General features: G+C 73.8%; 1 protein-coding gene. It reads right to left on the reverse strand.

From position 1 onward, the window contains the following. Positions 1-35 precede the first annotated feature (35 nt). Entirely contained in the window at positions 36-23,348 is a 23,313-nt protein-coding gene (locus tag ACWZEH_RS00965) for a type I polyketide synthase (protein WP_456195042.1), read from the reverse strand. Positions 23,349-23,350 lie beyond the last annotated feature (2 nt).

Genomic DNA, 23,350 nt, shown 5'->3' on the forward strand with positions numbered 1-23,350 from the left:
ACGGGAAAACCTTCCTGTGGTGGATCCGGCTCGTCTCAGTGGTCGCCCAGGCGGCCGAGCTCGTTGTCGATGAAGGCGAACATCTCGTCGGCGCTGGCCGATTCGAAGACGTCGTCCACGGGAGTGCCGGTCGGCTCCGGTGCGCTGCCGCGCACCTTGTCCAGCATCTGGCCGAGCCGGATGGCGAGTCCCGCGCGGGTGATCTCGTCGTGCTCGCCGGCTGTGAGGAGCGCCTCGACCCGGTCGAGTTCGGCGAGGAGCGAGGGCCCCTGGGGCCCCTCCTCGCCGGGGGCGAGTTCGGACACGAAGTGCTCGGCGAGCGCCGTGGGGGTCGGGTAGTCGAAGACGAGGGTGGCCGGAAGGCGCAGCCCGGTCGCCGTGGAGAGGTGGTTGCGCAGTTCCAGGGCGGTCAGCGAGTCGAAGCCGAGCTCCCGGAACTCCTGTGTGACGTCGACGGCCTTCGGCGTGGCGTGGCCCAGCACCCGGGCGGCCTGTTCGCGGACCAGTTCGGTGACGTACCGGACGCGTTCGTCGGCGCGGAGTTCGCCGAGCCTGGCGCCGAGGGCGGCGGCGGCTCCGGCGGCGTCGGTGGCGGCGGCGGTACGGCGGCTGCTCCTGACCATGCCGCGGAAGAGCGGCGGCAGGTCCTCGGGGGCGGCGCCGCGCATGGCGCCGGGGGCGAGGCCGACCAGGACCAGGAACGACTCGTCGGATCCGCGCGCGATGTCGAAGAGGCCGAAGCCCTGTTCGACGGAGAGCGGCGGCAGGCCGCCGGACTGCATGCGGCGCATGTCGGTGTCGGAGAGGGTGCTGGTCATGCCGCCGTCGTGGGACCAGGGGCCCCAGGCCAGCGAGGTGCCGGCCAGGCCCAGGGAGCGGCGGTGCGCCGTGAGGGCGTCGAGGAAGGAGTTGGCGGCGGCGTAGTTTCCCTGGCCGGGGCTGCCCATGACACCGGCGATGGACGAGAACGGCAGGAACGCCGCCAGGTCCATGTCCCGGGTCAGCTCGTGCAGGTGCCAGGCGGCGTCGACCTTCGGCCGCAGGACGGCGGCGAGCCGCTCCGGGGTGAGCGAGGCGACGACGCCGTCGTCGAGGACGCCCGCCGTGTGCACGACCGCGGTCAGCGGGTGCGCGGCGGGGACCTGCGCGAGGAGCGCGGCGGTGGCGTCGCGGTCGGCGGTGTCGCAGGCGGCGACGGTCACCTCGGCGCCCAGCTCCCGCAGTTCGGCGGCGAGTTCGGCGGCGCCCGGCGCGTCCGGGCCGCGCCGGCCGGCCAGCAGCAGGTGCCGCGTCCCCGAGGCCGCGAGGCGGCGGGCGAGGTGGCCGCCGAGCGCGCCGGTGCCGCCGGTGATCAGGACGGTGCCGTCCGGGTTCCAGCGCGGCGGCATCGTCAGCACGATCTTGCCCACATGCCTGGCCCGGCTCATGAACCGGAACGCCTCACGCGCCCGCCGCACGTCCCACACCCTCACCGGCAGGGGCCGCAGCGCGCCCTCGGCGAACAGGGCGAGAAGTTCGCCGAGGAGTTCACGGTTGCGCGCGGGTCCCGCTTCGCCGAGGTCGAAGGCCCGGTAGGTGACCCGCTCGACCGACCGCGGGTCGCGGACGTCGGTCTTGCCCATCTCCAGGAACCGGCCGCCCTCGGCCGTCAGCCGCAACGACGCGTCCACGAACTCCCCCGCAAGCGCGTTCAGGACCACATCAACACCCCGGCCACCGGTCACCGCCCGGAACTTCTCCTCGAAGCCCAGATCACGCGAGGACGCGATGTGGTCGTCGTCCAGCCCCAGAGCGCGCAGCGTGTCCCACTTGCCCTCACTCGCGGTCGCGAACACCTCCGCACCCAGATACCGGGCCAGCTGCACCGCCGCCATGCCCACACCGCCCGCACCGGCATGCACCAGCACCGACTCCCCCGCCCGCAGACCCGCCAGATCACGGAAGGCGTACAGGGCGGTCAGGAACACCAGCGGCACGGAGGCGGCCTCCTGCTGGGTCCAGGTGTCGGGGACGCGGGCCAGGTAGTGCTCGTCGGCGACGACGACCGGCCCGAACCCGCCGGGCACGGTGCCGAACACCCGGTCGCCGGGCCGCAGTCCGGTGACCGCGGAGCCGACGGCCGTGACCACGCCGGCGGCCTCGGTGCCCATCGGGCCGGACTCGCCGGGGTACATGCCGAGGGCGTTGAGGACGTCGCGGAAGTTCAGACCGGTCGCGTCGACGTCGATCCTGACCTCGTGGTCGCCGAGCGGCTGCAGCACCTGCGGGCACGGGGCGAGGACGAGGTTGTCCAGGGTGCCCTTGCCGGTGGTGTCGAGCCGCCACGGCACGTCGACGGGTGGGACCAGTCCGGCGCCGGTGGCCAGGCGGTCCAGCCGGCCGACACGGACGGTTCCCTCACGCACGGCGAACTGGGCGTCGCCGGTGGCGAGCAGCCCCGGCAGGTCGGGCAGGAGTGCAGGCAGGTCGTCCTGTTCGTCGAGGTCCACAAGGACGAACCGGTCGGGGTTCTCGGACTGGGCGGAGCGCACCAGGCCCCAGGCCGCGCCCGCCGCCAGGTCCCGTACCGTCTCACCGTCGGCGGCGGCCACCGCGTTGTGAGTGACGAAGACCAGGCGGGTGCGGTCGAGCCGGTCGTGATCGAGCCACTGCCGGACGAGTTCCAGGGTGCGGGTGGTCAGCGCGTGGACGGCCGCGGGGACGTCCGTGCCGGGTGCGGCCGGGTCGCCCTCCCCGGTGCCGTCCGAGGCGCTGTACTCCCCCCGGAGCCGGACGAGGACGTAATCGGGGGCGTCGGCGGGATCGGTCAGGTCGGCGAGGGAGGCCAGGGTGGTGCCGGTGCCGAACACGTCGGCACCCAGGGTGGCGGCCCGCAGCCCTTCTGCGGGCTTCACCTCGGGGGCGGTGGCCCAGTCGAGGCGGAACACCGGTTCCTGGCCGCCGCCGGCCACGGGGGCCTGCGGCACGCTCGGGGCGCGCAGCACCAGTGCCTCGGCGGACAGCACGGGCGCGCCTTCGGCGTCCACCGCCGTGAGCGTGACCGACTCGTCGCCGAGCCTGGCGATGCGTACCCGCAGAGTCGTGGCTCCGGCCGCGTGCAGTGAGACACCGTTCCAGATGTACGGCAGCAGCGGGTTGTCCTCACTGCCGACACCGAGGTAGCCGTTGGCGTGCTGGACGGCGTCGAGCAGCGCCGGGTGCATGCCGAAGTACTGGGCGTCACCGGCGATGTCCTCGGGCAGGGCGACCTCGACGAAGGCCTCCTCCCCGCGGACCCACACCTTGCGCATGCCATGGAAGGAGGGGCCGTACTCGGTGCGCTCGTAGGTGCCGTCGACCGGCACCGGCCGGGCGTCCGACGGCGGCCAGACGGGCACGTCGAACGGGGCGGTGTGCTCCGCGGCGGCGAGGGATCCGGTGGCGTGCCGGGTCCACGCCCCCTCGGTGGCGTCGGACGGCCGGGAATAGAACGCGATGGTGCGGGTCCCCTCCTCGTCCGGGGCACCCAGGACGACCTGCAGGGCGGTGGGCACCTTCTCGTTCAGCACCATCGGGGTGGACAGGACCAGTTCCTCGACCCGGCCGCAGCCGACCTGGTCGGCGGCGCGGATGGCCATCTCCAGATAGCCGGTGCCGGGCAGGACGACCGTGCCGCCGACCTTGTGGTCGAGCAGCCAGGGGTGGACCTGCATCGAGATCTGGCTGGTGAACAGCGCGCCCTCGGAGTCGGCCAGTGGTACGGCGGCGCCGAGCAGCGGGTGGTCCGCGGAGACCAGGCCGGCCGAGCTGACGTCGCCGGTCAGGGCGGCCGGGCGGGGCCAGAACCGCTCGCGCTGGAAGGGGTAGGTCGGCAGTTCGGTGCGGTGTGCTCCGGTGCCGCGGAACCAGGCCGTCCAGTCGATGCGTACGCCCGCCGCGTGGAGCCGGGCGAGCGCGGTGAGCAGTGCGGTCTCCTCGGACCGGTCCCTGCGCAGCACCGGCACGGCCACGGAGCCGGTGTCGGGGTCGGCGTCCAGGCAGCGCTGGGTCAGCGCGGTGAGGACGCCGCCGGGTCCGGCCTCCAGGAACGCGGTCACTCCACCGTCGGCCAGGGCGCGTACGCCGTCGGCGAAGCGGACGGTGCCGCGGACGTGGCGCACCCAGTAGTCGGCTGTGCACAGCAGTTCCGGGTCGGCGATCCCACCGGTCACGTTGGAGACCACGGGGATCGTCGGCTCGGCGTAGGCAAGTCCCTCCGCGACCTCGCGGAAGGCGTCGAGCATCGGCTCCATCAGCGGCGAGTGGAAGGCATGACTCACCGACAGACGCTGCGTCTTGCGGCCCTTCGCGGCGAACTTCTGGGCCAACGCGACCACTTCGGCCTCAATGCCGGACACGACGACGGAGTCGGGACCGTTGACCGCTGCCAGCGCCACGCCCTCGGGCAGCCCGGGAGTGATCTCCTCCTCGGTTGCCTGCACGGCTACCATGGCGCCGCCGGGCGGGAGTTCCTGCATCAGGCGGGCACGCGCCGCCACCAGCGCACAGGCGTCGTCCAGCGACAGGACGCCTGCCACGTGCGCGGCCGTGATCTCACCGACGGAGTGGCCGGCCACGTAGTCGGGCCGCACGCCCCACGACTCGACGAGTCGGAACAGCGCCACCTCGATCGCGAACAACGCGGGCTGCGCGTACCCCGTCGTATCCAGCAGGGCCGCCTCCGGTGTGCCCTCCCGCGCGAACAGCACCGTACGCAGGGGGACTTCCCGCTCGGTGTCCAGCCGCGCCAGGACCGCGTCCAGGGCTTCGGCGAACACCGGGAAGGCGGCGTACAGTTCACGCCCCGTCCCGGCCCGCTGCGAGCCCTGACCCGAGAACAGGACGGCGGAGGTGCGGTACGCGGCACGGCCTCGCGCCACTTCGAGCGGCTGACCGCCGGGGGTGGCGAGGAGGACCGCGCGGTGGTCGAGCAGGGCCCGGCCGGTGGCCAGGGAGTGCCCCACGTCCAGTGGGGAGGCACCGGTCAGGGACGAGATGCGGGCCACCTGGGAGTCCAGGGCCTCCTCGGACTTCGCGGAGACGGGCCACGGGACGACCGTGGGGGTCGGCGCGGGGACCGCCGCGGAGCCGGTCGGCCCGGGCGCCGCCTCGGGTTCGGGTGCCTGCTCGATGATCGTGTGCGCGTTGGTACCGCTGATGCCGAAGGACGAGATGCCCGCGCGCCACGGCCTGCCGGTCTTTGGCCAGGGGGTCGGCTCGGTGAGCAGCCGCACCGCGCCCGCCTCCCAGTCGACGTGCGTGGAGGGCTTGTCGACGTGGAGGGTCTTCGGCAGCACGGCGTGCCGCATCGCCATGACGGTCTTGATGATGCCGGCCACGCCGGCGGCGGCCTGGGTGTGGCCGATGTTCGACTTGATGGAGCCGAGCAGCAGGGGCCGGTCGTCCGGGCGGTCCTGGCCGTAGGCGGCCAGCAGGGCCTGCGCCTCGATCGGGTCGCCCAGCGGAGTGCCGGTGCCGTGGCCCTCGACGGCGTCGATGTCGGCGGGCATGAGCCCGGCGCTCGCCAGGGCCTGCCGGATGACCCGCTGCTGCGAGGGACCGTTGGGCGCGGTCAGACCGTTGGACGCGCCGTCCTGGTTGATGGCCGAACCGCGGACCACGGCCAGCACCTCGTGGCCGTTGCGGCGTGCGTCGGAGAGCCGTTCCACGACGATCAGGCCCACGCCCTCCGACCAGCCGGTGCCGTCGGCGGCGTCCGCGTACGCCTTGCAGTGGCCGTCGGTCGCGAGGCCGTTCTGCAGGGTGAAGCCGGAGAAGCCGGACGGGGTGCTCATGAGCGTGACGCCGCCCGCGACGGCGAGGTCGCACTCGCCGGCCCGCAGCGCCTGGAGCGCCCAGTGCAGGGCGACCAGCGAGGAGGAGCAGGCGGTGTCGACGGTGACCGCCGGTCCCTCCAGGCCGAAGGTGTAGGCGAGCCGGCCGGAGACGACGCTGGCGGCGAGTCCGGTGCCGGCGTGGCCCTCCAGGTCCTCGCGGGAGTTCATGACGAGGGTGGAGTAGTCCTGGCCGTTGGTGCCGACGAACACACCGGTGCGGCTGCCGCGCAGCCCGTCGGCGTCGATACCGGCCCGCTCGAACGCCTCCCAGGTGGTCTCCAGGAGCAGGCGCTGCTGCGGGTCCATGGCGATGGCCTCGCGCGGGGAAACCCCGAAGAAGCCGGCGTCGAACTCGGCGGCGCCGTCGACGAATCCGCCCCGGAGCGTGGCGCTGCGGCCGCGGCCGTCCGCGCCGCCGGTCGCCAGGGTGGCGAGGTCCCAGCCCCGGTCCTCGGGGAAGGCCTCGATGCCGTCGCGGCCCTCGCTGAGCATCCGCCACAGGTCCTGCGGGGAGCGCACGCCGCCGGGCAGGCGGCAGGCCATGCCGACGATGACGATCGGGTCGTCGGACAGCCCGGCGGCGGTCACCCGGTCGAGACCGGCCGCGGTGTCCTGCTCGCCGAGGATCTCGGCGACCAGGTGCTCGGCCAGGGCCTGCGCGGTCGGGAAGTCGTAGACCGTGGTGGCGGGCAGGCGCAGGCCGGTGGCCAGGGCGAGGCGGTTGGGCAGCTCGATCGCGGTCAGCGAGTCGAAACCCAGGTCGCGGAAGTTGCGGTCCGGGGCGACGGCCTCCGGTCCCGGGTGGCCGAGGACGGCGGCGGCGTGGGTGCGGACCAGGTCGCCGAGGACCGCGGTGCGGTCGGCGGCGGGCAGCTGCCGCAGCCGCGCGGCGAGCCCGGAGGCGGCCGTCTCGGTCCGCTGCCGCGCGGACGCCGCGTCGGCCAGCGCCTGCCGGGCGTCCGGCAGGTCGCGCAGCAGGGCACTGCCGCGGATGCCGATGAGGGTGTCCAGGACCTGTGGCTGACGGGGGTCGAACACCACGGGCGTCGGCTCCGGCCGGGTCACGGCCTGCCGCAGGGCGGCGAGCGCGAGGTCCGGGTGCACGGCCGGGTGGCCGGCGGTGCGGGCCGAACGCGTGGAGGCGGCACCGGTGTCGCTGGTGGCGGCGGCACCGGTGTCCACGCCCGGTTCCTCGTCGGTCCAGGCGCCCCAGGCGATGGACGTCGCGGGCAGGCCCTCGCCCCGGCGACGCCGGGCGAGCGCGTCGAGGACGGCGGTGGCGGCGGCAAGGTTGGCGCGCCCCGCGGTGCCGACCGTGCCGGCCACCGAGGAGCAGAGCACGAACGCCGTCAGGTCCAGGTCCCGGGTCAGTTCGTCCAGGTGGACGGCGGGGGCGGTGCGGGCCCGGTGCAGCGCGGCGAACCGCTCCGGTGTGAGGTCGTCGAGCACGCCGTCGTCGACGATGCCGGCGGCGTGCACCACACCGGTCAGCGGAGTGTCGTCCGGGATGTCGGCGAGGACGGCGGCGAGGGCGTCGCGGTCGGCGGCGTCGCAGGCGGCGATCGTCACCTCGGCTCCGAGGCCGCGCAGTTCGGCGGTGAGGTCGGCGGCGCCGGGGGCGTCCGGGCCGCGTCGGCCGACCAGCACCAGGCGGGCGGTTCCGGCGGCGGCCAGCCAGCGCGCCACATGGGCGCCGCGGCCTCCGGTGCCCCCGGTGACCAGTACGGTGCCGCTCGGCTCCCAGCCCGCGTCCGGAGCGGCCTCCGGGGCGGGCACGATCCGGCGGCCGAAGACGGCCGAGTCGCGGACGGCCACCTGGTCCTCGCCGTCGTGTCCGGCCAGGACGGCGGCGAGCCGACGCGCGGCACGGTCGTCCAGAGCGGCGGGCAGGTCGATCAACCCGCCCCACCGTACGGGGAGTTCCAGCGCCGCGACCCGGCCGAGACCCCACACCGCCGCCTGGCCGGGAGCGGTGGGCCGCTCCGTGCCGGCGACCGCGACGGCGCCGCGCGTCACGCACCACAGGGGCGCGGTGATCTCGGTGTCCAGAAGGGCCTGGAGCAGGACCGCCGTCGGGACGGCCGGGGTTTCGGCGGCGTCCGTGAGCGCGAGCAGGGACAGCACTCCGGTGAGCGCGGTGCCCTCGGAGAGCAGGCCGCGCAGCCGTCCGGCGAGCGTGTCGCGATCGTCGGTGCCGACGGTGAGAGGCACGACGTCGTCGCCCACGGCAGCCAGGACGGCGGCCACCCACTCGTCGTCGGCGAGTGCCTCGGGGACGACGGCCAGCCAGGTGCCGGCGGCGGCGGGCGCGGAGGAGGGCAGCGACAGCGGCTTCCACACCTCGTGGTGCCTGATTCCGTCGACCATCGCCTGGTCGCGCTGCCTGCGCCGCCAGGTGGACAGCGCGGGCAGGACCGCACCCAGCGCGTCGGTGTCGACCGCGAGATCGGCGGCGAGTGTCGTCAGGTCCTCGCCCTCGACGGCCGTCCAGAACGCCGCGTCCAGGGGGTCCGCTCCGGTTCCGCCCGCCGTGGAGCGCTGGGCGTCGGGCCAGTAGCGGGCCCGCTGGAAGGCGTAGGTCGGCAGTTCGGTGCGGCGGGCACCGGTGCCGTCGAAGCACGGTCGCCAGTCGATGTCCACGCCGGCGACGTGGAGCCGGGCCAGCGCGGTGAGCAGCGCGGTCTCCTCGGACCGGTCCCTGCGCAGCACCGGCACGGACACCGTGTCGACGGCCCCGTCCAGCACCCGCGCGGCCATCCCGGTCAGGACACCGTCCGGACCCAGCTCCAAAAACGCGTTCGCACCGGCCTCGGCCAGCGCGCGCACACCGTCGGCGAAACGCACGGTGCCGCGGACATGCCCCACCCAGTAGTCCGCCGAACACAGCAGCCCGGCGTCGGCGACCCCACCGGTCACATTGGAGACCACGGGAATCGCCGGCTCCGCGTACGTCAGTTTCTCGGCGACCTCGCGGAACTCCGCCAGCATCGGCTCCATCAGCGGCGAATGGAAAGCGTGGCTCACCGACAGGCGCTGCGTCTTACGGCCCTTCGCAGCGAACTCACCTGCAAGGGCGAGAACCTCGGACTCGTCGCCGGAGACGACCACGGCGTCCGGGCCGTTGACCGCCGCCAGGGCGATCCCGTCCGTCAGGCGCGGGACGATCTCCTCCTCGGTGGCCTGAACGGCCACCATCGCGCCACCGGCCGGAAGGCCCTGCATCAGCCGGGCACGCGCCGCCACCAGCGTGCACGCGTCCTCCAGCGACAGCACACCCGCCACATGCGCGGCCGAGATCTCCCCCACGGAATGACCGGCCACGAACTCCGGCCGCACACCCCAGCTTTCGACCAACCGGAACAGCGCCACCTCGAGAGCGAACAACGCCGGCTGCGTGAACCCGGTCGTCTCCAGCAAAACCGCCTCGGACGTGCCCTCCTGCGCGAACAACACCTCCCGCAACGGACGCTCCAGTTCGCCATCGAGATGCTCCAGTACGGCGTCCAGCGCCTCCGCGAACACCGGGAACCGGGCATACAGCTCACGCCCCATCCCCACCCGCTGCGAACCCTGACCCGAGAACAGCACCGCCGGCGACCGCTCCACCGCACGACCACGCGCCACCTCGACGGGCTGTTCGCCCCCACCGCCGGCGAGGAACACCGTGCGGTACTCGAACAGCGACCGCCCCGACGCCAGCGAGAAACCCACGTCGAGCGCGGATGCGGCGTCGAGGGAGGTGATCCGGTCCAGTTGGCCTTCCAGGGCCTCCTCGGACTTGGCCGACACCGGCCACGGCATGACCTCGGGGGCGACCCCGGGGACGGCCCCGGGCTCCACGGTCGGCGTGTTCGGCTCGGCCTCCGGGGCCTGCTCGACGATGGTGTGCGCGTTGGTGCCGCTGATGCCGAAGGACGACACACCCGCACGGCGCGGGCGGCCGGTGTCCGGCCAGTCGACGGTCTCGGTGAGCAGACGCACCTCGCCCTCGGTCCAGTCCACATGGGTCGACGGCGCGTCGATGTGCAGGGACCTGGGCAGGACACCGTGGCGGAGCGCCATGACGGTCTTGATGACACCGGCGACACCTGCGGCGGCCTGGGCGTGCCCGATGTTCGACTTGATGGAGCCGAGCAGCAGCGGCCGGTCGGCGGGACGGTCCTGGCCGTAGGTGGCGAGCAGGGCCTGTGCCTCGATCGGGTCGCCCAGGGTCGTGCCCGTGCCGTGCGCCTCGACGGCGTCCACGTCCGCGGGCGAGAGCCCGGCGCTCGCCAGGGCCTGACGGATGACGCGCTGCTGCGAGGGACCGTTGGGCGCGGTCAGGCCGTTTGAGGCACCGTCCTGGTTGACGGCGGAGCCACGCAGTACGGCGAGCACCGGGTGACCGTTGCGGCGGGCGTCCGACAGTCGCTCGACGACGAGCATGCCGACACCCTCGGACCAGCCGGTGCCGTCGGCGGCGTCGGCGAACGCCTTGCAGCGGCCGTCGGGGGCGAGGCCGCCCTGCCGGGTGAACCCGGCGTATCCCATGGCGGTCGACATCACGGTGACGCCGCCCGCGAGGGCGAGGCTGCACTCGCCGGAGCGCAGTGCGTGGGCCGCCCAGTGCAGGGCGACCAGGGAGGAGGAGCAGGCGGTGTCGATCGTGACCGCCGGGCCCTCCAGGCCGAAGGTGTAGGACAGGCGGCCGGAGATGACACTGGTGGCGAGGCCGGTCGGGGCGTGGCCCTCGGCGTCCTCGCGGGAGTTCATGACGAGGGTGGTGTAGTCCTGGCCGCTGGTGCCGACGAAGACACCGGTCCGGCTGCCGCGCACGGTCGCCGGATCGATTCCGGCACGCTCGAAGGCCTCCCACGAGGTTTCCAGCAGGAGCCGCTGCTGGGGGTCCATGGCCAGGGCCTCGCGTGGGGAGATGCCGAAGAATCCGGCGTCGAAGTCGGCGACGTCGTAGAGGAAACCTCCCTCGGAGGTGGCGCTGCGGCCGTGGCCGCCGTGGCCGCCGCGCATGAGGGTGTCCAGGTCCCAGCCGCGGTCGGTCGGGAAGGCGGAGATGCCCTCACGACCCTCGACGACGAGCCGCCACAGTTCCTCGGGCGAGCTGACGCCGCCGGGCATCCGGCAGGCCATGCCGACGATGACCACCGGGTCGTCCGCCGTCGCCGGCAGAACGGTGCCGGTGGCCTCGGGGGTGTCGGCGACCCGCTCATCGTCGAGGAGGGCGGTCACCAGGTGTTCGGCGAGCACGGTGGGCGTCGGGTAGTCGAAGACGAGGGTGGCGGTCAGCCGCAGGCCGGTGACCGCGGTGAGGCGGTTGCGCAGTTCCACGGCGGTGAGCGAGTCGAAACCGAGGTCGTGGAAGTCGCGGTCGGCCTCGACGGCCTTGGGCGAGGAGTGGCCGAGCACGGAGGCGGCCTCGCCGCGGACCAGGTCGAGCAGGAAGCGGACGCGCTCCTCCTCCCGCGTCTGGAGGAGCTGCCGGGTGAGGTCGGCGGCGATACGGGCTCCGCCGACTGCGGTCGCGGCCGAACGCCGGGTGCCGCGCACCAGGTTGCGCAGCAGCGGCGGCACTTCGCCGGGCATGCGCGTGCTGCCGGAAGCACCGATGGGGACGAGGTACGGCTCGTCGGAGACCGTGGCGGCGTCCCAGAGCGCGAGGCCCTGTTCGACGGTGAGGGGCGGCGCGGCCGAGGCGGCCATCCGCCGGGCCCCGGCGTCGGAGAGGGTGCCGGTCATGCCGCCGTCCTGGACCCAGGCGCCCCAGGCCAGGGAGAGGGCGGGCAGGCCGGACGCGGCCCGCCGCTGGGCGAGCGCGTCCAGGAACACGTTCGCCGCCGCGTAGTTGCCCTGACCCGCACTGCCCATCACACCGGACACCGAAGAGAACAGCACGAACGCCGCCAGGTCCATGTCCCGCGTCAGCTCGTGCAGGTGCCAGGCCGCATCCACCTTCGGCCGCAGCACGTCCGAGACCCGCTCCGCCGACAGAGACGTCACCACACCGTCGTCGAGGACACCCGCCGCGTGGACGACCGCGGTCAGCGGGTGCGCTGTGGGGACCCGCGCGAGGAGCGCGGCGGTGGCGTCGCGGTCGGCGGTGTCACAGGCGGCCACGGTCACCTCGGCGCCCAGCTCCCGCAGTTCGGCGGCGAGTTCGGCGGCGCCCGGCGCGTCCGGGCCCCGCCGGCCGGCCAGCAGCAGGCGCCGCGTCCCCGAGGCCGCGAGATGCCGGGCGAGGTGCCCGCCGAGCGCGCCCGTGCCGCCGGTGATCAGGACGGTGCCGTCGGGGTTCCAGCGCGGCGGCATCGTCAGCACGATCTTGCCCACATGCTGGGCCCGGCTCATGAACCGGAACGCCTCACGCGCCCGCCGCACGTCCCACACCCTCACCGGCAACGGACGCAACGCGCCCCCGGCGAACAACTCCACCAGCTCCCGCAGCATCTCCTGCGTACGCTCCGGACCCGCCTCACCCAGATCGAACGCCCGGTAGGTCACCCGCTCGACCGACCGAGGATCACGGACATCGGTCTTGCCCATCTCCAGGAACCGGCCGCCCTCGGCCGTCAGCCGCAGCGACGCGTCCACGAACTCCCCCGCAAGGGCGTTCAGGACGACATCCACACCCCGGCCACCGGTCACCGCCCGGAACTTCTCCTCGAAGCCCAGATCACGCGAGGACGCGATGTGGTCGTCGTCCAGCCCCAGAGCGCGCAGCGTCTCCCACTTGCCCTCACTCGCGGTCGCGAACACCTCCGCACCCACATGCCGGGCCAGCTGCACCGCCGCCATACCCACACCGCCCGCACCGGCATGCACCAGCACCGACTCCCCCGCCCGCAGACCCGCCAGATCACGGAAGGCGTACAGGGCGGTCAGGAACACCAGCGGCATCGACGCCGCCTGCTCGTCCGTCCACCCGTCGGGGACCTGGACCAGGAACCGCTCGTCGATCAGGACGTCGGTACCCAGACCGCCGGGCACCATGCCCATCACCCGGTCACCGGTCCGCAGTCCGGTGACCTCGGGGCCGGTCTCGGTCACGACACCGACCGCCTCGGCACCGAGGAGTCCGGCCTCACCGGGATACATGCCGAGGGCGTTCATCACGTCGCGGAAGTTCAGCCCGGCCGCCCGCACCTCGAGGCGCACCCGCCGGCCCTCCGGCGCCTGGAGCACCTCCGGGCAGGCGGTGAGGGCGAGGTTGTCCAGGTTGCCCTTGGCGGTGCTGTCCAGCCGCCAGGGGCCGTGGGCCGGGGGCAGCAGTCCGGCGCTGGTCGCCGCCCGGTCCAGGCGTCCCACCAGGACGTCCCCGCCCCGCACGACGAACTGGGCGTCGCCGCCCGCCAGGAGCTCCGGCAGCAGCGGCACCACGGTCTCGACGCGGGTGTCCGCGTCGAGATCCACGAGGGCGAAGCGGGTGGGGTTCTCGGAGTGCGCGGCACGCAGCAGCCCCCATACGGCCGCCGCCGCCAGGTCCTCGACCTGGTCGCCGCGCCCGGCGCGGACCGCGCCTCGGGTGACGAACACCAGCCGGGCCGTCTCGAAGCGGTCCTGCCGCAGCCACTCCTGCACCAGGTCCAGGGCGTGCGCGACCAGCGTGTGCGTGGCCCGCGGTACGGCATCGCCGTGGCCGTCACCGGACACGGGGACGCACACCAGGGTCTCGGCACCGGTGAGAGCGTCCAGGGCGGTCGTCGCGCTGCCGGTGCCGAGCGCGGGCACGGTGGCGTGACGGACCGAGGGATCGGCGGCGGTCTCGGGGGCGGCGGTCCACTCCAGGCGGAGCAGCGAGTCGAGTTCGGTACGGCGGGCGGCGGGCGCCTGCATCCCGGCGGGGACCCGCAGCACCAGCGACTCGGCGGAGAGGACGGGCGCGCCCTCAACGTCCACGGCGGCGATCGAGACCGAGTCCTCACCGGTGCGGGCGACCCGGAAGCGGACCACGCAGGCGCCGCCCGCGTGCAGGGACACCCCTCCCCACAGGAACGGCAACAGCTTGTGCTCGTCGTCCAGGCCGGCGAAGCCGACGGACTGCACGGCCGCGTCCAGCAGCGCCGGGTGCATGCCGTAGTAGCCGGCGTCGTCCGCCTCCGCCGGGAGCGCGGCCTCGACGAACGCCTCGTCGCCGCGCTTCCACACGGCGCGGATGGTGCGGAAGACGGGGCCGTACTCGGTGCGCTCGTAGAAGCCCTCCAGGTCGGCGGCGACCGCGTTCTGCGGGGGCCAGACACTCGCGTCGAAGTCGGCGGTCCGCGCGTCCGTGCCGAGCACGCCGGCCGCGTGCTCCGTCCAGGTCTCCTCCGGCGCGTCGGCGGCCCGCGAGTACAGGCTCACCTTGCGGGCGCCGGACTCGTCGGGTGCCCCGACCCACACCTGGACGACGACGGCGGTGTCCTCAGGCAGCAGCAGCGGCGTGGAGAGGGTGAATTCCTCGACGCATTCGCAGCCGACCTCGTCACCGGCGCGCACGGCCAGTTCGAGGAAGCCGGTGGCCGGGAAGAGGACCATGCCGCCGCCCACGGTGTGGTCCGCGAGCCAGGGGTGCGTGGCGAGCGACAGGCGCCCGGTGAACAGCACACCCTCGGAGGCGGCAAGTGCGGTGGCGGCGCCCAGCAGCGGGTGCTCGGCGGGGCGGAGCCCGGCGCCCGTGACATCCCCGGTGTGGGTCGCCGGACGGGGCCAGTACCGCTCGCGCTGGAAGGCGTACGTGGGCAGCTCGGTACGACGCGCGCCGGTCCCGTGGAACCAGGCGTCCCAGTCGATGTCCACGCCGGCGACGTGGAGCCGGGCCAGCGCGGTGAGCAGCGCGGTCTCCTCGGACCGGTCCCTGCGCAGCACCGGCACGGACACCGTGTCGACGGCCCCGTCCAGCACCCGCGCGGCCATCCCGGTCAGGACACCGTCCGGACCCAGCTCCAAAAACGCGTTCGCACCGGCCTCGGCCAGCGCGCGCACACCGTCGGCGAAACGCACGGTGCCGCGGACATGCCCCACCCAGTAGTCCGCCGAACACAGCAGCCCGGCGTCGGCGACCCCACCGGTCACATTGGAGACCACGGGAATCGCCGGCTCCGCATACGTCAGCCCCTCCGCGACACGACGGAACTCCGCCAGCATCGGCTCCATCAGCGGCGAATGGAAAGCGTGGCTCACCGACAGGCGCTGCGTCTTACGGCCCTTCGCAGCGAACTCACCTGCAAGGGCGAGAACCTCGGACTCGTCGCCGGAGACGACCACGGCGTCCGGGCCGTTGACCGCCGCCAGGGCGATCCCGTCCGTCAGGCGCGGGACGATCTCCTCCTCGGTGGCCTGAACGGCCACCATCGCGCCACCGGCCGGAAGGCCCTGCATCAGCCGGGCACGCGCCGCCACCAGCGTGCACGCGTCCTCCAGCGACAGCACACCCGCCACATGCGCGGCCGAGATCTCCCCCACGGAATGACCGGCCACGAACTCCGGCCGCACACCCCAGCTTTCAACCAGCCGGAACAGCGCCACCTCGAGAGCGAACAACGCCGGCTGCGTGAACCCGGTCGTCTCCAGCAAAACCGCCTCGGACGTGCCCTCCTGCGCGAACAACACCTCCCGCAACGGACGCTCCAGTTCGCCATCGAGATGCTCCAGTACGGCGTCCAGCGCCTCCGCGAACACCGGGAACCGGGCATACAGCTCACGCCCCATCCCCACCCGCTGCGAACCCTGACCCGAGAACAGCACCGCCGGCGACCGCTCCACCGCACGACCACGCGCCACCTCGACGGGCTGTTCGCCCCCACCGCCGGCGAGGAACACCGTGCGGTACTCGAACAGCGACCGCCCCGACGCCAGCGAGAAACCCACGTCGAGCGCGGATGCGGCGTCGAGGGACGTCACCCGGTCCACCTGCCCCAGCAGGGCGTCCTCGGATCGCGCCGAGATCGGCCACGGCACCAGGACCGGCGAGACGGACGGTTCGGTGGCCGTCTCCGGTTCCTCGACGGCCGGTTCGGGCTGTTCGAGGATGACGTGCGCGTTGGTGCCGCTGAGGCCGAAGGAGGAGACGCCCGCCCGCCACGGCCGGTCCGTGGCGGGCCACTCGGTGGGCTCGGTGAGGAGCCGTACCGCGCCGGCCTCCCAGTCGACGTGCGTGGAGGGCCGGTCGACGTGGAGGGTCTTGGGCAGTGCGCCGTGACGCATGGCGAGCACCATCTTGATGACGCCCGCGACGCCGGCGGCGGCCTGGGTGTGGCCGATGTTCGACTTGATGGAGCCGAGCAGCAGCGGCCGGTCGGCGGGACGGTCCTGACCGTAGGTGGCGAGCAGGGCCTGTGCCTCGATCGGGTCGCCCAGGGTCGTGCCCGTGCCGTGCGCCTCGACGGCGTCCACGTCCGCGGGCGAGAGCCCGGCGCTCGCCAGGGCCTGACGGATGACGCGCTGCTGCGAGGGACCGTTGGGCGCGGTCAGGCCGTTTGAGGCACCGTCCTGGTTGATGGCCGAGCCACGGACCACCGCGAGCACCTCGTGCCCGTTGCGGCGGGCGTCCGACAGTCGCTCCAGGACGAGCATGCCGACACCCTCGGACCAGCCGGTGCCGTCGGCGGCGTCGGCGAACGCCTTGCACAGGCCGTCGCCCGCCAGGCCGCCCTGCCGGGTGAAGCCGGAGAAGTTCATGGGGGTCGACAGCACGGTGACGCCTCCCGCGAGGGCGAGGGAGCTCTCGCCACTGCGCAGGGACTGGGCGGCGAGGTGCAGGGCGACCAGGGAGGAGGAGCAGGCGGTGTCGACGGTGAGCGCCGGGCCCTCCAGGCCGAGGGCGTAGGAGACCCGGCCGGAGATGACGCTGGTGGCGAGGCCGGTGCTGGCGTGGCCCTCGACGTCCTCGCGGGAGTTCATCACCAGGGTCGCGTAGTCCTGGCCGGTGGTGCCGACGAAGATGCCGGTGGAGCTGCCGCGCAGGCTCTGCGGGTCGATGCCCGCACGTTCGAACGCCTCCCACGAGGTTTCCAGCAGCAGCCGCTGCTGCGGGTCCATGGCGAGGGCCTCGCGCGGGGAGATCCCGAAGAATCCGGCGTCGAAGCCTCCCACGTCGTGCAGGAAGCCGCCGCGGCGGGTGGCGCTGACGCCCCGGTTGTCGTGGCCCCCGCCGAACAGGGCGTCCAGGTCCCAGCCCCGGTCGGTCGGGAACGCGGAGATGCGGTCCTCGCCGTCGGCGAGCATCCGCCACAGCTCGTCGGGGGTGGTGACGCCGCCGGGCATCCGGCAGGCCATGCCGACGATGACCACCGGGTCGTCGGCGACGTCGACGGCCACGATTGGGACGCCCGGGTCGCCGTGTTCGTCCAGGAGTTCGGCGACCAGGTGCTCGGCGAGACCGTGCGGGGTCGGGTAGTCGAAGACTAGGGTGGCGGTCAGCCGCAGGCCGGTGGCGGTGGTGAGACGGTTGCGCAGCTCGACGGCGGTGAGCGAGTCGAATCCGAGTTCACGGAACTCACGGCCGGGGTCGATGGCCTTGGGCGAGGAGTGGCCGAGCACGGCGGCGGCCTCGACCCGCACCAGCTCGACGACGTGACGGACGCGCTCGTCCTCGGGGAGGGCCAGGAGGCGGCGCGTCAGGTCGGCGGCGGTGCTCGCGCCGCCGACGGCGGTCGCGGCCGAACGCCGGGTGCCGCGCACCAGGTTGCGCAGCAGCGGCGGCACCTCACCGGGGATGCGCAGATCGCCGCCGGTGGCACCGATGGGCACGACGAGTGCCTCGGCGGAGCCGGTGGCGGTGTCGAAGAGGGCGAGGCCACGCTCGACGGGGATCGGTGCGGCACCGGAGGAGGCGATGCGCCGCATGTCGGCGTCGGAGAGGGTGCCGGTCATGCCGCCGTCCTGGACCCAGGCGCCCCAGGCCAGGGAGAGGGCGGGCAGGCCGGACGCGGCCCGCCGCTGGGCGAGCGCGTCCAGGAACACGTTCGCCGCCGCGTAGTTGCCCTGACCCGCACTGCCCATCACACCGGACACCGAAGAGAACAGCACGAACGCCGCCAGGTCCATGTCCCGCGTCAGCTCGTGCAGGTGCCAGGCCGCATCCACCTTCGGCCGCAGCACGTCCGAGACCCGCTCCGCCGACAGAGACGTCACCACACCGTCGTCGAGGACACCCGCCGCGTGGACGACCGCGGTCAGCGGGTGCGCCGCGTCGATGCCGGCGAGCAGTGCCTCGACCGCCTCGCGGTCGGCCATGTCGCAGGCGGTGATGTCCACGACCGCTCCGGCGGCGGCCAGTTCGTCCCGCAGGTCGGCGGCGCCCTCGGCCTCGATGCCCCGACGGGACACCAGCAGCAGGCGGCGCGCACCCCGCGCGGACACCAGGTGGCGGGCCAGTTCCCGGCCCAGGCCCCCCGTGCCGCCGGTGATCAGGACGGTGCCGTCGGGGTTCCAGCGCGGCGGCATCGTCAGCACGATCTTGCCCACATGCCTGGCCCGGCTCATGAACCGGAACGCCTCACGCGCCCGCCGCACGTCCCACACCCTCACCGGCAACGGACGCAACGCGCCCCCGGCGAACAACTCCACCAGCTCCCGCAGCATCTCCTGCGTACGCTCCGGACCCGCCTCACCCAGATCGAACGCCCGGTAGGTCACCCGCTCGACCGACCGAGGATCACGGACATCGGTCTTGCCCATCTCCAGGAACCGGCCGCCCTCGGCCGTCAGCCGCAACGACGCGTCCACGAACTCCCCCGCAAGCGCGTTCAGGACCACATCAACACCCCGACCGCCCGTCACCGCCCGGAACTTCTCCTCGAAGCCCAGATCACGCGACGACGCGATGTGATCCTCGTCCAGCCCCAGACCACGCAGCGTCTCCCACTTGCCCTCACTCGCGGTCGCGAACACCTCCGCACCCACATGCCGGGCCAGCTGCACCGCCGCCATACCCACACCACCCGCACCGGCATGCACCAGCACCGACTCCCCCGCCCGCAGACCCGCCAGATCACGGAAGGCGTACAGGGCGGTCAGGAACACCAGCGGCATCGACGCCGCCTGCTCGTCCGTCCACCCGTCGGGGACCTGGACCAGGAACCGCTCGTCGATCAGGACGTCGGTACCCAGACCGCCGGGCACCATGCCCATCACCCGGTCACCGGTCCGCAGTCCGGTGACCTCGGGGCCGGTCTCGGTCACGACACCGACCGCCTCGGCACCGAGGAGTCCGGCCTCACCGGGATACATGCCGAGGGCGTTCATCACGTCGCGGAAGTTCAGCCCGGCCGCCCGCACCTCGAGGCGCACCCGCCGGCCCTCCGGCGCCTGGAGCACCTCCGGGCAGGGAGCCAGGGTGAGACCGTCGAGGGTGCCGCGGTCGTCGCTGTCGAGTCGCCAGGGCAGTCCGGCGACCGGGAGCAGGCTCTCCCCGCTGGTCAGCCGGGCCAGCCGGGCAACGCGTACGGTGTTGTCGCGGACGACGAACTGGGTGTCGCCCCCGGCCAGCAGCGCGGGCAGCCGTCCGACGACCGGACCGACCCCGGAATCCGTGGCGTCCGTGTCGAGGTCGAGCAGGGCGAAGCGGCCCGGGTTCTCGGCCTCGGCGCTGCGGACCAGGCCCCGGGCTGCGGCAGCGGCGAGATCGCGTACCCGTTCACCGGTGTCGGCGGCGACGGCGCCGCGCGTGACGAACACCAGTCGGGACGGTCCGGACGGGTTCAGCTCCAGCCACTGGCGCACCAGGTCGAGGGCGCGGGCGGTGAGGGTGTGGGCGGCGGCGGGCAGTTCGCCGCTTCCGCCGTCCAGCGGTGCGAGGACGAGTTCGGGCAGCGGGGAGGCGGCCAGGCAGTCGGCGAGGGTGGTGACGGCGGTGCCCGGCAGCCCCGTGCCGGTGCCGAGGACGGCGCAGTGGACGTCGGTGTCGGTGCCGGCGTCGGTCGCGGGGGTCCACTGGAGCCGGAGCAGGCCGTCCTGTTCGCTGCTGCGCAGCGCGGGGGCCTGGATGGCGGAGGGGACGCGCAGGATGAGCGACTCGGCGGAGAGCACGGGCGCGCCCTCGACGTCGACCGCGGCGATGGAGACGGAGTCCTCGCCGACGCGGGCGACGCGGACGCGGACCACGGAGGCGCCGCCCGCGTGCAGGGACACCCCGGACCAGGAGAACGGCAGCAGCTTCTTGCCGTCGCCGAGGCCGACGAAGCCGACGGACTGCACCGCCGCGTCGAGCAGGGCCGGGTGCATGCCGTAGTACTCGGCGTCGTCGACCTGGCTCGGCAGGGCGACCTCGACGAACGCCTCGTCGCCGCGCCGCCAGACGGCGCGCAGCCCCTGGAAGACGGGGCCGTACTCGGTGCGCTCGTAGAAGCCCTCGAGGTCGGCGGCGACGGCGCCCCTCGGGGGCCAGACGCTCGCGTCGAAGGCGGTGGTGCGCTCGCCGGTGGTGAGGACGCCGTTGGCGTGCTCGGTCCAGCGCTGCTCCGGGTCGTCCATGGTCTGCGAGTAGACGGTGACCTTGCGGGCGCCGGTCTCGTCCGGGGCGCCGACCCACACCTGGACGACGGCGGCGGCGTTCTCGGTGAGGATGAGGGGCTTGGCGAGGGTGAGTTCGTCGATGCGGTCGCAGCCGACCTGGTCACCGGCGCGGACGGCGAGCTCCAGGAAGCCGGTGGCGGGGAAGGCGACCACGCCGCCCACCGTGTGGTCCATCAGCCAGGGGTGGGTCCGTGCGGAGAGCCGTCCGGTGAACAGGACCCCGTCGAGGCCGGCCAGGGAGACCGCGGCGCCCAGCAGGGGGTGTTCGGCGGAGACGAGACCGGCAGCCGACACGTCGCCGGCGGCGGCCATCAGGACGGGCCAGTACCGTTCGTGCTGCCACGGGTAGGTGGGCAGGTCGGTGCGGCGCGCGCCGGTCCCGTCGAAGCAGCGGGCCCAGTCGACGCGGACGCCCGCGACGTGGAGCCGGGACAGTGCGGTGAGCAGGGCGCGCTCCTCGGCGCGGTCCTTGCGCAGAGCCGCCGCGGACACGGTGTCGGCGGTGCCGTCCAGCACCCGCGCGGCCATCCCGGTCAGGATGCCGTCGGGGCCCAGCTCCAGGAAGGCGTTCGCACCGGCCTCGGCCAGGGCGCGCACGCCGTCGGCGAAGCGCACGGCCTCCCGTACGTGGCGCACCCAGTAGTCCGCCGAACACAGCAGCTCCGGGTCGGCGATCTCGCCGGTCACGTTGGAGACGACCGGGACGACGGGCTCGTGGTAGGTCAGTGCCTCCGCGACCTCGCGGAAGGCGTCGAGCATCGGCTCCATCAGCGGCGAGTGGAAGGCGTGGCTCACCGACAGGCGCTGCGTCTTGCGGCCCTGGTCCGCGAACTCGCCTGCGAGGGAGAGGACCTCGAGCTCGGCACCGGCGACGACCACGGCGTCCGGGCCGTTGACCGCGGCCACCGACACGCCTCCGGTCAGCTTGGGGGCGATCTCCTCCTCGGTGGCCTGTACGGCCATCATGGCGCCGCCGGCCGGGAGGTCCTGCATCAGCCGGGCGCGGGCGGCGACGAGCGTGCAGGCGTCGTCCAGGGACAGGACGCCCGCCACGTGCGCGGCGGTGATCTCGCCGACCGAGTGGCCTGCCACGAACTCCGGTGTCACGCCCCATGATTCGACGAGCCGGTAGAGCGCCACCTCGACGGCGAACAGCGCGGGCTGGGTGTAACCGGTGGTGTCGAGGAGGTCCGCCTCGGGGGTGCGGCGTCCGGCGAAGACGATGTCACGCAGCGGGCGGTCCAGTTCGCCGTCGAGCCGGTGCAGTACGGCGTCGAGGGCTTCGGCGAACACCGGGAAACGGGCGTAGAGTTCGCGCCCCATGCCGGCCCGCTGGGAGCCCTGGCCGGAGAACAGAACGGCCAGTGAGCGTTCCGTGGCACGGCCGCGGGCGACCTCGGCGGGCACGCCGTCGCCGCCGGTGAGCAACACGGCCCGGTGCTCGAACACCGAGCGGCCCGTGGCCAGGGAGTAGCCCGTGTCGAGCGCGGTGGCGTCGGTCGGTGCCGTGATCTGGGCCAGTCGGTCCCGCAGGGCGTCCTCGGTCTTGGCGGAGACCGGCCACGGCACGACCGCCGGGGTGAGAGGCGGCACGGCGGACTTTTCCGGTTCCGGGGTCGGATCGGCCTGTTCCAGCAGGACGTGGGCGTTGGTGCCGCTGATGCCGAAGGAGGACACGCCGGCCCGGCGGGGGCGGCCGGTCTCCGGCCAGGGAGTGCGCTCGCCCAGGAGCCGGACGGCGCCCGCGCTCCAGTCGACGTGCCGGGACGGCCGGTCCGCGTGCAGGGTGGGCGGCAGGACGCCGTGGCGCATCGCCATGACCATCTTGATGACACCGGCGACACCGGCGGCGGCCTGCGCGTGCCCGATGTTCGACTTGACCGAGCCGAGCAGCAGGGGCTGTTCCGGGTCGCGGCCCTGACCGTAGGTGGCGAGGAGGGCCTGCGCCTCGATGGGGTCGCCGAGGGGGGTGCCGGTGCCGTGTGCCTCGACGGCGTCGATGTCGGCGGTGGTCAGACCGGCGGTGTGCAGGGCGCGCTGGATGACGCGCTGCTGGGAGGGGCCGTTGGGAGCGGTGAAGCCGTTGGACGCGCCGTCCTGGTTGACGGCGGAGCCGCGGATGACGGCGAGGACGGGGTGGCCGTTGCGGCGGGCGTCGGAGAGGCGTTCCAACAGGAGCATGCCGACGCCCTCGGACCAGCCGGTGCCGTCGGCGTCGTCGGCGAACGCCTTGCAGCGGCCGTCGCCGGCCAGGCCGCCCTGGCGGCTGAACTCCATCAGGGAGCCGGGCGCGGACATGACGTTGACGCCGCCGGCGAGGGCGAGGGTGCACTCCCCCGCTCGCAGGGCGTGGGCGGCGGCGTGCAGGGCGACCAGGGAGGAGGAGCAGGCGGTGTCGACGGTGACCGCCGGGCCCTCCAGACCGAGGGTGTAGGACAGCCGGCCGGAGGTGGCGCTGGCGGCGATGCCGGTGCCGATGTCGCCGGTGGCGTCGGCCAGGGAGCGGACCAGGAGGTAGGCGTAGTCCTGTCCGTTGGTACCGACGAAGACGCCGGTGGCGCTGGAGCGCAGGCTCTGCGGATCGATGCCGGCCCGTTCCAGGGTCTCCCAGGACGTCTCCAGCAGCAGGCGCTGCTGCGGGTCCATGGAGACGGCCTCGCGGGGTGAGATCCCGAAGAAGGAGGCGTCGAAGTCGGCGACGCCGTCGAGGAATCCGCCCTGCTGGCTGACGGAGTGGCCGCGCGCGTCGACCCCGGCGTCACGCAGGGCGTCGAGGTCCCAGCCCCGGTCGGTGGGAAAGCCCGAGATGGCGTCGGTGCCGGTTTCGACGAGCCGCCACAGGTCCTCGGGGGAGGTGACGCCTCCGGGGTAGCGGCAGCTCATCGCGACGACGGCGACGGGTTCCGCGGCGGCTGCCGCGAGTTCCCGGTTCTGCCGCCGCAGCCGCTCGGTCTCCTTGAGCGAGGCCCGGAGAGCTTCGACAACTTTTTCGCTGGGCGTGGTCATGG

It is taken from the genome of Streptomyces yamdrokensis (genome assembly GCF_053890455.1).

Excerpts from the sequence above, each read along its gene's own strand:
- ACWZEH_RS00965 (WP_456195042.1), bottom strand. The coding sequence starts at position 23,348 with ATGACCACGCCCAGCGAAAAAGTTGTCGAAGCTCTCCGGGCCTCGCTC.